Origin of the sequence: Roseofilum acuticapitatum BLCC-M154 (genome assembly GCF_030068475.1) — a bacterium.
GTDB classification, from domain to species: domain Bacteria; phylum Cyanobacteriota; class Cyanobacteriia; order Cyanobacteriales; family Desertifilaceae; genus Roseofilum; species Roseofilum acuticapitatum.
The window spans coordinates 1-13,179 of the sequence record NZ_JAQOSP010000101.1 but is presented as its reverse complement, the minus strand read 5'-3'; the positions used below and the strand labels follow the sequence as shown (position 1 = coordinate 13,179).

Genomic DNA, 13,179 nt, shown 5'->3' with positions numbered 1-13,179 from the left:
TTCTAGTTGATCGTCAAAGCAGTAGACAAAGGCATGATAGAGCAACCCATCGCCAGGAGGGTAGTTGGGGAGTTGGGGAGATGGGGAGTTGGGGAGAGGAATCTTAACGCCGTTGAGCTTTGCTGACCATTTTCCGGGAGAGTCGAAAGGGAATTTCTTCCTGTTCTGCCCAATCTTGGAGGATTCGGTAAAAGAGTTTACGGTCTTCGCTGCGGAGGACGGTGACTTGATCGGCAGTTTCGATCGCATAAGGATAGCCGCGTCCAATAATGGCTTCTGCGCGTACCCAGTCAATCACTTGTTCGAGTAACCCTGCTTCAAAGATCCAGAGGGGTAATTCGAGGCGTACGGGGTATCCGGCATGGGTTTTGAGATAGGTAAAGGTGACTTGATTGGCTTGTTCTTGGTAGTCTTTGAGGATACCGGGACGACAGCAGCGACAGAGAAGGGTGCGATCGCCCCATTCCATGAGCGGATTGAGCAATTGCGGATCGCCTACTCCGGAAATGGGGGGCAAGCCTAACACCCGTTGCAGCATTTGCGTAGTATCTTCGGCGGCACTGGTATCGATATAGGCAACGAGGGGAATTTGATGCTGTTGACTGCTTTTAAGGAGTTGACGCAGGGTTTTGAGATAGCATTCATAGGTGGGGCGATCGAAGGTTTCGGCAAAACTGGCAATGAGGGAGCCATCATAGAAGGCTAGACGGGAGGATTGATGGCTGTGAGTTTGCATGTAGTCGATGATGCGGCGCACTTCGAGTTCTAGACGGCGACGGTTAACGAGGCGATCGAGGGATTCCCCTTTTCCGAGAGCGGCAAATTGATTGGGGGTAATTAAATCTACGGCGACATCTTTTTCATAGTCTCCATCCCCGCGATGGAAGTTTTCAAACCAGCCAATTTGAATCACGGCGATGGGAATCGAAAAGTCTTTGCTGGGATAGATTTGGGAACCATCAACGGCAAAGGTGGGAATTCCCGTGAGGCGATCGCGCACCCACTGTAAGCTTTGTTCTCGATTTTGCCAAACTAAATTAGATTTCACAATCCAACCGCGATCGCCTTTTTCCAAAGGTTCCGCATAAATAGAATCATACTCATCAGTTAATTCAACCGTTTTTACTCCCTCTATCACCTCCCTAGAACCGTGCAAAAGCGCCTGGCGATAGGGCCGAAGTTTCTCGAAAACTTGGGACTCTAAGCCCTTAAACTCCGAGCGTTTCACTTGTAGCAAAGATAAGATTAAGGATGGATCGAGAGGCATATCAAGGAATGGGGGAGTGAGGGAATGGGGGAGTGGGGGAATGGGGATACGGAGATCTGTTGTTCCCTAGCCATTACCATAATTAATTTTTAATTTTTAATTTTTAATTTTTAATTGATCGCCCTTCTCCCTGTGTACCAAAATACGTTAAAGCCGTTGCTGCCTCCAATTGTGTCACCGTTTTTTGCGGCTGAAACAGTCTAGTATAGCCAAAAATGCGCCTGATGTTAGCATTATTGCCATTTTGGAAATCCAGCAAAATACTCGGTAAAACTTGGCTGTTAATTTTACTCGTATCTTGAAATCCCCAAGTATCTTTGACCGCCTCTATCGTCGCTTTCGGCAGAGCGGATCGAGTATCTAACGGCACTTTCCAACCGATTAAATTTTCCCTTGTCAGGGGAGCATCAGGACGAAATCGAGTTTCTGTTGCCTCTCCCGTCAGGCTACTGGGAATTAACCCTGCCTCCGCTAATCCCTGAATATACTGAAAATCTGGGTCACTTTTCGGGACATCTTGAAATACCGGCTCTCCCGTCGAAGAGGCTAACCGAATTTGTTTACCCGGATCGTCAGCATAGATCTGATTATTGGCATTGATTAACCAGCGAGCATACTCTCGACGAGTAATGATTTCATTGGCTTGAAAGGCTTCTATCGAGGCATCACCCGTAATTCCCAGGGTAATCAATTGTTGCACTTCTGGGGAGAGAGAGGAGGAAACTGGAGCCGCACTGGGAGAGGAAGTAGGGGATGGAGAGGGAGAAGGGGATGGAGTGGCGATCGCCGTTGACGTATCATCCAGACGATAGGTCAAAGTATAAGTCGTTTGTCCAGAAGTCGGCGGAGCAAAGCTCAGAGTCAGTTGCAACCCCTCCCGACGTGCAGCCAGATCCGATGCATCAGGAGCGCTCGTTATTTCCCAATTATTCTCCTGTAACTGCTGTTGGTAATAGCGTCTAACGAGCGTCGTCGAGTCAGCACTAAACCAACGGGTAATCATCCCTTCTTCTCCAGAGGTGAGGGGAGACACCAATTCTAGGGTAGCGTTGGCATATTGGGGAATTGCAGCAGGAAAGTCCTCCGGAAGCTCGATCGCAGAAACGGGAGCCGGAGGTACGGAAGGTTGGGGAGAAGGTTGGGGAGCAGGAGTTGCGGGAGTTGATTGCAATTGGGGATCGGGTGCAAGCAGTTGCTCTACACTTTGCCCTCCAGAGCTATTCGCACAGGAAGTCAAAGGGGCGATCGCCACTAGAATGAGGAATAAGGAAAAAGCTGGAGAACGGTTCAACACTGATTAGGGAATGATTACGAGTTTATCAATCGAGTCTTCTGATCCCTATCTTAGCTAAACTCGGCTCCAGGTATCCAGTTCTTAAAAATGACCTTGATTGAGAACATTCTCAATAGAGGGTTTAGTTTGATCGATCAGAGCTTGAATTTTATCGATCATTCTTTGAAATACATCAGCATAGTATTGAGATGCATCCAAAAAATCCACATACTCCTGTCGATGAATTTGCCGTTCTGATGGAGTTCGATATTCTTGACGCATAGCTGAAGACATACGCTTAGTCTTGCGGACAATCAAAACATCATCAATCTGAGTAGAGAGGATGGAGACTGGAGTCATATCTAGAAACTCGCAAACCAGAAAATACAACGATCCAGGAACTGCTATTTTTAAGTCTCGACTGGTAGCTACAGCCTCCTGAAACATCGTTTTATCGAGATTGGTTTTACATTCTGCACAAACATATCCGAGATAGGATTCCAGGTGTTTATGATCTTCAAAATTTGAATTAAATGATGATTTTAAGTATAACTTCTTTCCCAAGATAAAATCTTGGTCTTTCGTTCTCATACTCGGTTCACCTCCTTGACCTGGATTACCTAAAGAAGATAAAAAACTCAGTCCAGCGAAGGTATTTCTTGGCCCCAACTCAAAAGAATCATCAATTTCCCGCAAACTCCGGAAAATAACTTGGGGCAAAAACTCTTCTAGAATGGTGTTATCTAGTTTAAGCTGTCCTTTTTGTCGATATAAAAAATTTTCTGAGCTATCAAAGATTAAATCTAGCTCGATAAATCGCTTGTATCGATTTGTCACTTCCACTAATCTTTCGACGACATCCGATTGACCTCCTTCAATAGATTCCATTGCCGATATCCATTGATGATACTGTCTAATAGCCTCTTCTAACCGTTCTCGATCTGAATCAGGTAAGCGACGGTTATGCAGACAAGCCGTTAACTTAGTATAATGAGGTCGAGAAAATTCAGGCATAGATTGAACGTGAGTGATTAAGTCTTAACTCTTTTGAGCGGGGGAGTACACATAGTTGTTGGGGGTCTAAAGTTGGCGTTCTGCTGATCTGATGCACTTGATCGATGGCCTGTTCAAGTAATTTTTTGTTTTGGCAGGACACCAAAGGAAGATTACGATTTAAGATTTCATCAGCGACTTCTCTCGCAATTTCTTCAAGGGTTGGCTGGCTAAGGTTAGAGTTGAGATTGTAAAAATTAATAATATCTTCTCGGATCAGTTTGCCGAATTTATTTTTAAACTCTCTTTTTTGCCTTAAACATTTATGAAAAAGCTTAGATCTTACGGCAATTTTTTCAATGATGTCAGCATTATAGAAAGGTATGCCAAGAACATTGGATTGATGTCCGACAATAAACACAATTCGAGCCTGAGATTGGGTGACTCTCGAAATTTCTCTCAGGGTATCAGCCATATCGAGACAATATTGAACCACGGTGTAAAATCGGTTTCTTCTGTTCGCTCTGTTTGATCCAATTTCTGACTTGGCAATTTTTAATAAATCCCATCCTAAAAGTTCAGTTGACTTTCGGTAGTTTTGATGATAGTTAAAGACATTTATATACGGTGGAGAGGTGATAACAAAATCAATAGATTTGTCGGGAATCGGAAGAGAACGAGCATCGGATAAACCCACGTTTATGGGGCGATCGGAGTAAGGTAGTTTTTCAATTACATCGACTAAATAATTAAATTTTGATTGGATCAACTCATGAGTGACTTTATGGTTAGCCACATCTAATAAAATGACTAGGGCATCAAATATTTTCAATATTTCTGGGTCTAATTCACTTCTGATCTCTGTTAACTTGCTCTCTAAATTTTCAATTTCATGATGCTCAAATATTCTAAAGGTAAATTCTCGATCGATAATATATCTAATTCTTTTGATTAAGTTAGTTCTATTTTCTAGATTAATAAGTTCATAGATTTTACTCAAAATATAAGCGGCCGGATTAACGTCAAAACCGTAAGCTTGACCGTGAAACCTCGTGCTTTCTAGCAGAACGGTTCCGCTCCCAGCAAATGGATCTAGAATCATCGAATTCGGCAAGCAATAGGCATTTAAAATTACTTCAATAAGTTGAGGGGAAAACTGACCGCGCCAAGTGAAAGGATTAGACCGGGTTTTAGACAAGATATCTAGTTTTTCTTGGGGGATGGGTTGGTCAAATACTTTCAACGGTTAAGGTTCCTGAATTGGTGAGGATAGTTGAACATCTAAAATCGGGCGATTGTGAAAGACTCCTTTAGATAAATTAATCAAAAAAGAAATCATCTTCTAGAACCTCTTATGTAACTATAAAAGCTTTTATTACCCATTAACCCGTCTCTAATATACTGGTTCGATCGCCATCTGACAACCGTCCATCTTCCATGTGGATGATGCGATCGGCGACATCTAAAATCCGGTTATCGTGGGTGACCATCAAAATGGTACAGTGTTGTTCTTGGGCTAAGGTCTGCATTAACTCCACTACGGCGCGTCCAGAATGGCTATCGAGGGCAGCAGTCGGTTCATCAGCAAGCACCAGGGGAGGATGGCTAACCAGAGCGCGGGCGATCGCCACCCGTTGCTTTTGTCCCCCGGATAAATTATCGGGATAATAGTGTAAATGCTCTCCTAATCCTACCCGTTCTAACATGGCTGCCGATCGCTCTTTCATCTCCTGTGATGACCATTTTCCATGCACTTCTAGCCCCATTTGCACATTTTGCAGCGCCGTTAAGCTTTGATGCAGGTTATGAGCTTGGAAAATATACCCATGTTTGCGTCTCGCTCTCGTCAGTTTACGCGCAGATGCGCCACAAAATTCTTCGCCCAAAACGTCCACGCTTCCCGACTGCACCGATCGCAGCCCTCCCACTAAGGTTAATAAGGTGGTTTTTCCCGATCCGGAAGGCCCAGTCATAATGATAATTTCACCGGCCTTAATTTCTAGCTGAATATCAAATAAGATTTGTTTGCGTAGATGACCTTTACCAAAATAATGGTCAAGATTTTTAATCGTAATTACAGAAGGTTTAGACATGATAGTAATGGGTAATGGGTAATGGGTAATGAGTAATGGGTAATGAGTAATGGGTAATGGGTAATGGGTAATGGGTAATGAGTAATGGGTAATGGGTAATGGGTAATGGGCAATGGGTAATGGGTAATGGGTAATGAGCGAGCAAGATGCTCGCACTCCTAGCGAGCAAGATGCTCGCACTCCTCCCCATCTCCCCATCTCCCCATCTCCCTATCTCCCCATCCCCCCATTCCCCCATCACACTAAAACAAATCTGCTGGATCGGCTGCTTCTAGTCTCCGGGTGGCGATCGCTCCGGACAAATTGCACATGACAATCGTTAAAATCAGGACAAATACCGCTCGCGAAAGGGTCATATACATGGGTAAATTGGTCGCTTGACGGGTGAGACGGTACAAGCCCATGGAAACGACTAAACCGGGAAAAAAGCCGATTACTGCTAGAATTATAGCCTCTTCAAAGACGATGCCTAATAAATAGGTTTGTTGGTAACCCATAGCCTTGAATGTGGCATATTCTCCCAAGTGATCGGCCACATCTGTAGACAACACTTGATAGACAATAATTAAGCCGACTAAAAAGCCCATGACTGCGCCGACGCGAAACACAAAGCCAATGGCGGTATTGGTTGACCAATATTCTTTTTCAAAGGCGATAAATTCCTCATGGGTTAACACCTGTACATCTTCGGGTAAGCGGCTTTTCAGCAGATCGGCTACGACTTGCGGATCGGCTCCGGGTTCTAAATAAACTAACCCTGCATTGACTCCTCCCGCATCCCGACGAGGGGAAAAGATGCGGAGAAAATTGCGATCGCTGGTCATAATCGTCCCATCTGCTGCAAAGGATGCGCCAATTTGATACAATCCCGCGATTTCAATCTGATGATTTTCTACCTCTGTTGTAGCCGTTTCACCCGCTAGAACTCGGTCTATGGCGTAGCTATAGTTGCCCCGTGCGGATTTGTCAAAGACGACGGTATCCGGTAATTTAATGAGAGAGCTGTATTTATTTAAACTAGAGATCTTGAAGGGGGGGCGATCGGGATTAAAGCCTAACACTAAAATCTTAGTCGCACGACCACTTCCAGGAATTTTCCAGTCAGCAATATTGACATAAAGGGGTTGAGCATCGGCCACCCCAGGCACATCCATTGCCTGATATAATCTACGACGGGTAAAGGTACTTAAATCAATTAAATTTTTTGCCTGGGGACTAATCAGGACAATATCAGCATCTAAGGCATTATGCAGTCTGGTATTACTGTTATAAAGTGCCGCTTGAAATCCCAGTTGCATAAAGATTAAGAGATCGGCAAAGGCGATGCCGGAAATGGCGATTAACAAGCGCGTTTTATCGTGACTCAGTTGGAGAAATCCAAGGGGAGTTCGGCGGGTTAGGTTTTTGAGGAAGCGTAACATGGTTGTTTGGGGGAATGGGAGGTGGGGGAGTGGGAGGTGGGGGAGTGGGGGAATGGGGGAGTGGGGGAATGGGGGAGTTATTTGTTTTTTAATAACCATTTATGAGGATTATTAGTCATGGTAACAATTAAGGCTAGGATTCGATTGTATTGACGGTAAAGGTCTCTGGCTGTGTCTATATTGAGATATTGGCATTTGACTGCAAATTTTAGCCAGACTTGAGTTTCTGCGGCTTCGGCTTCAGCATCATTTAAACGCAAGAGAAAAGAGCCTTGGTAACGTCCTCTACGCCAAGCTTCTGCTAAATTCGCACAAACCGAGCGAGAAGAGCGTCTAATTTGGTCAGTTAATGAGTATCTTTCTTTCTTTGGAAATTGTTTAGATAATTCAAAAATATTCATTGCTGCATTAAATGCCATCTGATAAACCTCCAAGTCTTCATGAGTTTTAATCAACAGTTTTCGGCTTTGTTGCTGATTCGTATCCATAAATCTCTCCCTATCTCCCCATCCCCCCATTCCCCCACCGCACGAAGTGCTACAGTTCAATTTCTACTAAAACTTGTAAATTACTCAAACCAGCAGCTAATTCACTAGACGCGGGATCTAAAGCAATTTCCACTTCAACAACTCTGGCATCGACATTTTGAGTCGGGTTGATTTCTAGGGCGCTTTGTTGTTTCACTTTTAAGCCGATTTTTTCAACGGTTCCTTGTAGGGTTTCGGGCAATGCGTCGCTGGTGATGTTAACGGTTTGTCCTGGGCGAATTTTGAGGACATCGCTATCATAAACTTCGGCAATCACTCTCATTTCTTGGGTTTGTCCGAGTTCGACAATCCCTTGGGGATCGATCATTTCGCCGGGATGGGTGTGAATTTCAATCACGCGCCCTGGTTGGGTGGCTCTGACATAGGCGAGTTCTAAGTCGGCTTGGGCTTGGCGAACGGCGGCTTGGGCGCTGCTGAGTTCGGCTTGGGCGAGTTGGATGTCTACGGGACGGACTTCGGAGATGGCTTGGAGACTGGCTTGGGATTCTTCGATTTGCCGTTCTACGGTGTTGATGGTGCGGTTGAGGTTGGCTTGCGCTTCGTTGATTTGTTCGGTGCGACTGGTGATGATGCGGTTGAGGTTGGCTTGGGCTTCTTGGAGCCGTTGTTGGGTGGTGTCGGCTTGGAGGCAGACACTATCGCGATCTTGGGCGGATACGGCTCCATCGGCGTGTAGGCTTTGGTAGCGCTGGCAGTTGGTTTGAGCGTCTTTGAGTTCGGCGACGATGCGGTTGATGGTGGCTTGTTGGGCTTGTTTTTCGCCTTCGAGTTGGGCTTCTAATGTGGCGATCGCCGCCCGTTGGGTACTGATTTGTCCTTCAAGCTCCGCTTGGGTGCGGCTAAACCGGGCGGAAGCAGCGCTAATATCGCCGGTTTTGGCTCCCGCTTGGACTTGTGCGAGTCCCGCTTCGGCGACTGCTACCTGTGCTTTGGCGCTTTCTAGGGCGGCTTGCAGGCGATCGCGGCTATCTAAAATGGCGATCGCATCCCCAAGATTTACCCAGTCTCCTTCTTCTACCAGCAGTTCAGCAACTCGGCTGCTTTGAGCGGCTTCGGATGCTGAAAGTTGGATCACTTCGCCCTTGGGTTCGAGCCAACCCACGGCGGTTACGGTTTGCAGTTCTGGAGCAGTGGCGATCGGGGTGGCAACCGGTTCAGGTTGGGATATAAACGATTTTTGCGAGACTAAGGCATACCCAGCGACGCTCCCAACCGCGAGAAGAGTCGTCGTCAAAAGAGCGAATTTCCGAGATTTTGCCGATTCTGTACCCATTTCTGCTCGTACCATGATCCGAACTCCTAGATTAAACGGTTTAGTTTAGCCTGAATTTAGTATAGACTAAACGGAGTAGTATAATCAAGTCTTAGATCCCCGATTTGGAGGAAATTCCCATCATGTCCACCGACTCCACCCCGGCCAAACCCTTATCTGACAAAGCCGAGCAGATTCTCAAGGGAGCGATGCAAGAATTTTTAGTTAATGGCTATGCGGGCACGAGCATGGATCGGGTAGCGGCAACGGCAGGAGTCTCGAAAGCCACAGTATACAGTCATTTCGGCGACAAACAGGGATTATTTGCGGCCCTAGTGCAACGGTTAGCGCAACAAAAATTTGCTCGTTTATTCATTTCTCCTGAGCAGCTCCCCAGCCATAACTTACGGGAAGTGTTAGAACATATGGCCCATACGATGCTCGACAATCTAATCCACGACAGCGACTATCAAGCCTTTATCCGCCTCATGATTGCCGAATCTGGGCGCTTTCCAGAGTTAGCCCAAACCTTTGCCCAGCACTTAGCCAAACCGGGAATCGAAACCCTCACCCGCCAATTATCCAGTTTTAAGGAGCTTGATTTACCCGATCCTGAAGCTACTGCTCGGATTTGGATCGGGGCATTAGTACACTATATGATTGTGCAGGAGATGCTCCAGGGTAAAGAAATAATGCCCATGGAGCGCGATCGCCTAGTTGATGCCATGTTGCACCTGTTACAGTGCAAAACGCTGTAGTGGGAGCGTCTCGCTCCCTAGATTTTTAATTATTCCCTAGATTTTTAATTATTCCCTAGATTTTTAATTATTCCCTAGATTTTTAATTATGGTGTCAAGGAGATCTTACCAATCCTGTTCTGATACTGAATCTTCAGCCCAATCATCACCTTCAGGGAAATTGGGGGGGAGAGCTTCGGGCGCTTTGACGATAGAGACGGGGGGAGTCCAAGGAGCGGTAGAATCGTTGTATTCTGAGGGTTCTGATTCACTTTGGCTTAGGGGATGGACGACGCGCTCGATCGCATCTTGAATGAAGGCTTTGACAAATTCATCCCGTTTGTTGAGTTTGAATTGACGCTGCACAACTTCCGTAATTCCTCCGTCTCCCCAGTCTTGATCCTGGCGGAAATATTCGATAAAGCTTTTCCCAGCAATGCGGGTTAAATAGGCGGCTGTGACTCCTTGAATGGCTTTGCCGATAATGAAGGTGGCGACATTGAGTTGGAGGGCGGTGGTGACTAATTTTAACGCTCCTTCTACGATGCCTAAACTGGTGAGAGTTTTAGCTAATGAGAGGGCTAATTCTCGTCCCCGTTCCATGTTTAATTCGCAGCCGTAGATGCGCCCTAATTCGACCACCATTTGGGCGTTGACGGCTGCTGTGGCGAGGAGATCGACGACGGGTAGGGGGGTGACGGCGATCGCCCCGGCTCCGATCCATTGGAATTGTTCCACTGTGCGATCGGCTTGCCGTTTGCGCTGGGTGTCCAAAATCCGCCGCGCATCCTCCCCTAGGGCGCTGGCTTGCATCAAAATGTTATCGGCAACCAAATCTTCGCCTTCGGCTCTGAGAACGGCGGCTAGGCGGCGGATTAGGGGTAAAATAATCGGGTCTGGAACCACTAAATCGCCGGAGGGTAGAACGGCGGCTTGGGGGTTAGCGGCGATCGCCAGTACATCACCACTGCTCATCAGTCCCTGTACCCGGTGTCGCAGTTCGCTTAAGATGCGCTCCCGGTCTTCCTCCGTATATAAATCGGTCTTATTAAACACCAATAAGGAACGCTTGCCAATTTGGGCTAAGGCTTGCAGGGGTTCATATTCAGACTGCCGTAAATCATTATCGACCACAAATAGCAGTAAATCCGCTTGGGTGGCTAACTGGCGAGCCATTTGCCCGCGATCGCTCCCCGCTTCCCCAATTTCCAGGATGCCGGGGGTATCCGTTATTAAGATTTCCCGGTTTAATCCCTTCAAGGGTAAATGATAAGTGTGCCCCTCTTGCGTCGTGCCGATAGTGGGTTGTACTTGACCCACCATTTGCCCCAACAAGCCATTAATTACCGAAGTTTTCCCTGATGACCCCGTACCAAAGACAACTACCCGCACATTACGACCCTGGAGACTCGATTCAATTTGCCGCGATCGCTCCAGTAAGGCTTCCCGCGCCACCCGATCCTGAATCTTATCCATCTGCTGCCTAACCGCCTTCAGGGTTTCGGCTGCTGCTTCCTTTTTCTCCGTTGGAACTTTCACCACCCTTTGACTGCGGCTTTTGGTGGTTTTGCCCCCTTGGAACATCCAGGCATAATAAACAACACCTGTCAGTAACACCCCCAACAGGGCAACAATCAACAATAAAACCACCGTTCCCAAGAGCGGGGACGTATAGGAAATTTGCAGGTAAAACCAGCGTAGGGCATCAATGAACCACAGCATCAGCCCTAAGACCAGTGTAATACCGACAATCAGAATCAGGAGGCGAGGCAGGGGCATTAGGAATTAAAAATTAAAAATTAAAAATTAAAAATCAAATTACCTTACTCCCTGTTCCTTGGTAGGGTAGGGGAATACGTCTAGGGTAGCAAGTTTAGGAGGAAAGGATTATGGGATGGTTGAATCAGGTGGTGGGTGCAGTCAGCGAGCAGGGCGGTTTAGGGCAGCTCGGTGGACTGGTGAATACAGTGCAGCAATTATCCAATGATACTGGAGCAGATGAAGGGCAGATGCGATCGCTCCTTTCCGTCGTTGCCAACTTTTCCCAGTCCGCCTTGAAAGAACAAGAACCAGATCAAGCCCAGAATCTCGTCAATCAGTATAGCGGACTTTCTGCCAATCCCCTAGCAGTGCAAGCGCTCTTCAGTTTGCCCCAACTGCAAAGTTTAATTCAGGTAGCCGCAGATAAAACCGGTTTACCCGCGAGTACCATTGAATCAGTTTTACCCACCGCCGTGCCCTTAGTGCTAAAAGTGGTGGAAATGGGAGCCAGTCAAGCGGAAAAAAACCCCGTTTTGAGTCGCTTACTCGATGCAGATGGGGATGGAGATATTGATATTGCTGATTTAATGCAGTTGGCTAGTCGCTATTTATAGCGCTTCGCCCTAGGGATTTAGACTTTAGGTTTTTGGGAGTGCGAGCGTCTCGCTCCCTAGGATACATAACAGCGAGCGTCTCGCTCCCTAGGATACATAACAGTGAGCAAGATGCTCCCTAGGATACATAACAGTGAGCAAGATGCTCCCTAGGATACATAACAGTGAGCAAGATGCTCCCTAGGATACATAACAGTGAGCAAGATGCTCCCTAGGATAGATAAGAGCGAGCAAGATGCTCGCACTCCTTGGTTTTCTCCGCTCCCTAGGATAGATAAGAGCGAGCAAGATGCTCGCACTCCTTGGTTTTCTCCGCTCCCTAGGGTAGATAAGAGCGAGCAAGATGCTCGTACTCCTTGGTTTTCTCCACTCCCTAGGGTAGATAACAGCGAGCAAGATGCTCGCACTCCTTGGTTTGCAGTCACGCACTCATTACCGAATAGAATAAACCTTATAAATGAGGACTTTTAAGAGAACCCATTACCGCGCAAAGCGCTGTACAAAACTATGACTGCATTGATTTTGCACAATCCCGAAACCGCCTCCATTACCGATGAACAATTTTATCAACTTTGTGCAGCTAACCGTGACTTGCGACTAGAACGAACGGCAAAAGGAGACCTCATCATTATGCCACCGACTGGAGGAGGAACGGGAAACCGCAATTTAAAAATTGCTCAACAACTCGCCAATTGGACAGATAGGGATGGCACTGGAATTGGGTTTGATTCTTCCACCTGCTTTAAGCTCCCTAAAGGGGCGACTTTTTCCCCGGATGCGTCTTGGATACCTTTAGCCAAATGGGAAGCTTTGAGCGCAGAACAGCAAGAGAAATTCCCACCCCTGTGTCCTGATTTTATCATTGAGCTGCGCTCTGCCAGCGACTCCTTAAAACCCCTACAAGAGAAAATGCAGGAATATATGGATAATGGTTGCCGATTAGGTTGGCTCATTAACCCCCAAAACCGTCAAGTAGAAGTTTATCGTCAGGGACAAGAGAAACAAATTTTAGATAATCCTGCCAGCTTATCCGGAGAAGAGGTTTTACCTGGATTTATCTTAAATCTTTCCTTAATTTGTTGACACTCCCCGACCTAAAGGTACGGGGATTCTTGGTTCACGGAGATTACTTGCTTAGACAGAATTACTTCTGAGAAAGTAGAGGTCTTCTCTCCCCAAGCGTTTATTGGGTCTAGCCCAAGAGTTCCCGTATGCCCTAC

12 protein-coding genes and 1 pseudogene are annotated in these 13,179 nt (G+C 46.6%); 3 read left to right on the top strand and 10 right to left on the bottom strand.

The genetic code is table 11. The features are described from left to right. Nucleotides 1–103 precede the first annotated feature (103 nt). The 8 genes from PMG71_RS15085 to PMG71_RS15050 all read right to left on the bottom strand — a co-directional run bounded on the left by PMG71_RS15085 (nt 104) and on the right by PMG71_RS15050 (nt 8,883). Nucleotides 104–1,267, bottom strand: coding sequence for a DNA double-strand break repair nuclease NurA (locus tag PMG71_RS15085; RefSeq protein ID WP_283754531.1), 1,164 nt, complete (start codon nt 1,265–1,267; stop codon nt 104–106). A 103-nt stretch (nt 1,268–1,370) separates the two neighbouring features. Further along, complete coding sequence (locus PMG71_RS15080) at nt 1,371–2,558, bottom strand: S-layer homology domain-containing protein (protein ID WP_283754530.1); 1,188 nt, start codon at nt 2,556–2,558, stop codon at nt 1,371–1,373. An 84-nt stretch (nt 2,559–2,642) separates the two neighbouring features. After that, nucleotides 2,643–3,554 (bottom strand): Bpu10I family restriction endonuclease, encoded by a 912-nt coding sequence (locus PMG71_RS15075; protein WP_283754529.1) that lies wholly within the window; start codon nt 3,552–3,554, stop codon nt 2,643–2,645. After that, nucleotides 3,547–4,776: a DNA methyltransferase gene (locus tag PMG71_RS15070; protein WP_283754528.1), complete on the bottom strand. Its 1,230-nt coding sequence runs from the start codon at nt 4,774–4,776 to the stop codon at nt 3,547–3,549. The genes PMG71_RS15075 and PMG71_RS15070 overlap by 8 nt, the downstream gene beginning before the upstream one ends. 139 nt (nt 4,777–4,915) lie before the next feature. Then, nucleotides 4,916–5,626, bottom strand: coding sequence for a DevA family ABC transporter ATP-binding protein (locus PMG71_RS15065; RefSeq protein WP_283754527.1), 711 nt, complete (start codon nt 5,624–5,626; stop codon nt 4,916–4,918). 242 nt (nt 5,627–5,868) lie between these two features. Further along, on the bottom strand, nt 5,869–7,047 hold the full coding sequence (gene devC, locus PMG71_RS15060) for an ABC transporter permease DevC (RefSeq protein ID WP_283754526.1): 1,179 nt from the start codon (nt 7,045–7,047) through the stop codon (nt 5,869–5,871). A gap of 77 nt (nt 7,048–7,124) precedes the next feature. After that, nucleotides 7,125–7,535 (bottom strand): four helix bundle protein, encoded by a 411-nt coding sequence (locus PMG71_RS15055; protein WP_283754525.1) that lies wholly within the window; start codon nt 7,533–7,535, stop codon nt 7,125–7,127. A gap of 49 nt (nt 7,536–7,584) precedes the next feature. Continuing rightward, complete coding sequence (locus PMG71_RS15050; protein ID WP_283754524.1) at nt 7,585–8,883, bottom strand: HlyD family efflux transporter periplasmic adaptor subunit; 1,299 nt, start codon at nt 8,881–8,883, stop codon at nt 7,585–7,587. 107 nt (nt 8,884–8,990) lie between these two features. Between PMG71_RS15050 and PMG71_RS15045 the strand changes: the two genes are divergently transcribed. Next, a complete protein-coding gene (locus tag PMG71_RS15045; protein WP_283754523.1) occupies nt 8,991–9,605 on the top strand; it encodes a TetR/AcrR family transcriptional regulator in 615 nt (204 codons plus the stop codon). 105 nt (nt 9,606–9,710) lie between these two features. On the opposite strand, the gene PMG71_RS15040 is transcribed toward PMG71_RS15045, so the two are convergent. Beyond that, complete coding sequence (locus PMG71_RS15040; protein WP_283754522.1) at nt 9,711–11,363, bottom strand: YcjF family protein; 1,653 nt, start codon at nt 11,361–11,363, stop codon at nt 9,711–9,713. A 110-nt stretch (nt 11,364–11,473) separates the two neighbouring features. Between PMG71_RS15040 and PMG71_RS15035 the strand changes: the two genes are divergently transcribed. Both PMG71_RS15035 and PMG71_RS15030 read left to right on the top strand, forming a co-directional pair. Then, the gene (locus PMG71_RS15035; protein WP_283754521.1) at nt 11,474–11,959 is read left to right on the top strand and encodes a DUF937 domain-containing protein; all 486 of its coding nucleotides are present in this window, start codon (nt 11,474–11,476) and stop codon (nt 11,957–11,959) included. Between the two features lie 507 nt (nt 11,960–12,466). Beyond that, nucleotides 12,467–13,042: a Uma2 family endonuclease gene (locus PMG71_RS15030; protein ID WP_283754520.1), complete on the top strand. Its 576-nt coding sequence runs from the start codon at nt 12,467–12,469 to the stop codon at nt 13,040–13,042. An 11-nt stretch (nt 13,043–13,053) separates the two neighbouring features. Here PMG71_RS15030 and PMG71_RS23970 read toward each other — a convergent pair. After that, nucleotides 13,054–13,179, bottom strand: a pseudogene (locus PMG71_RS23970) (RNA-guided endonuclease TnpB family protein); the annotation flags it as partial.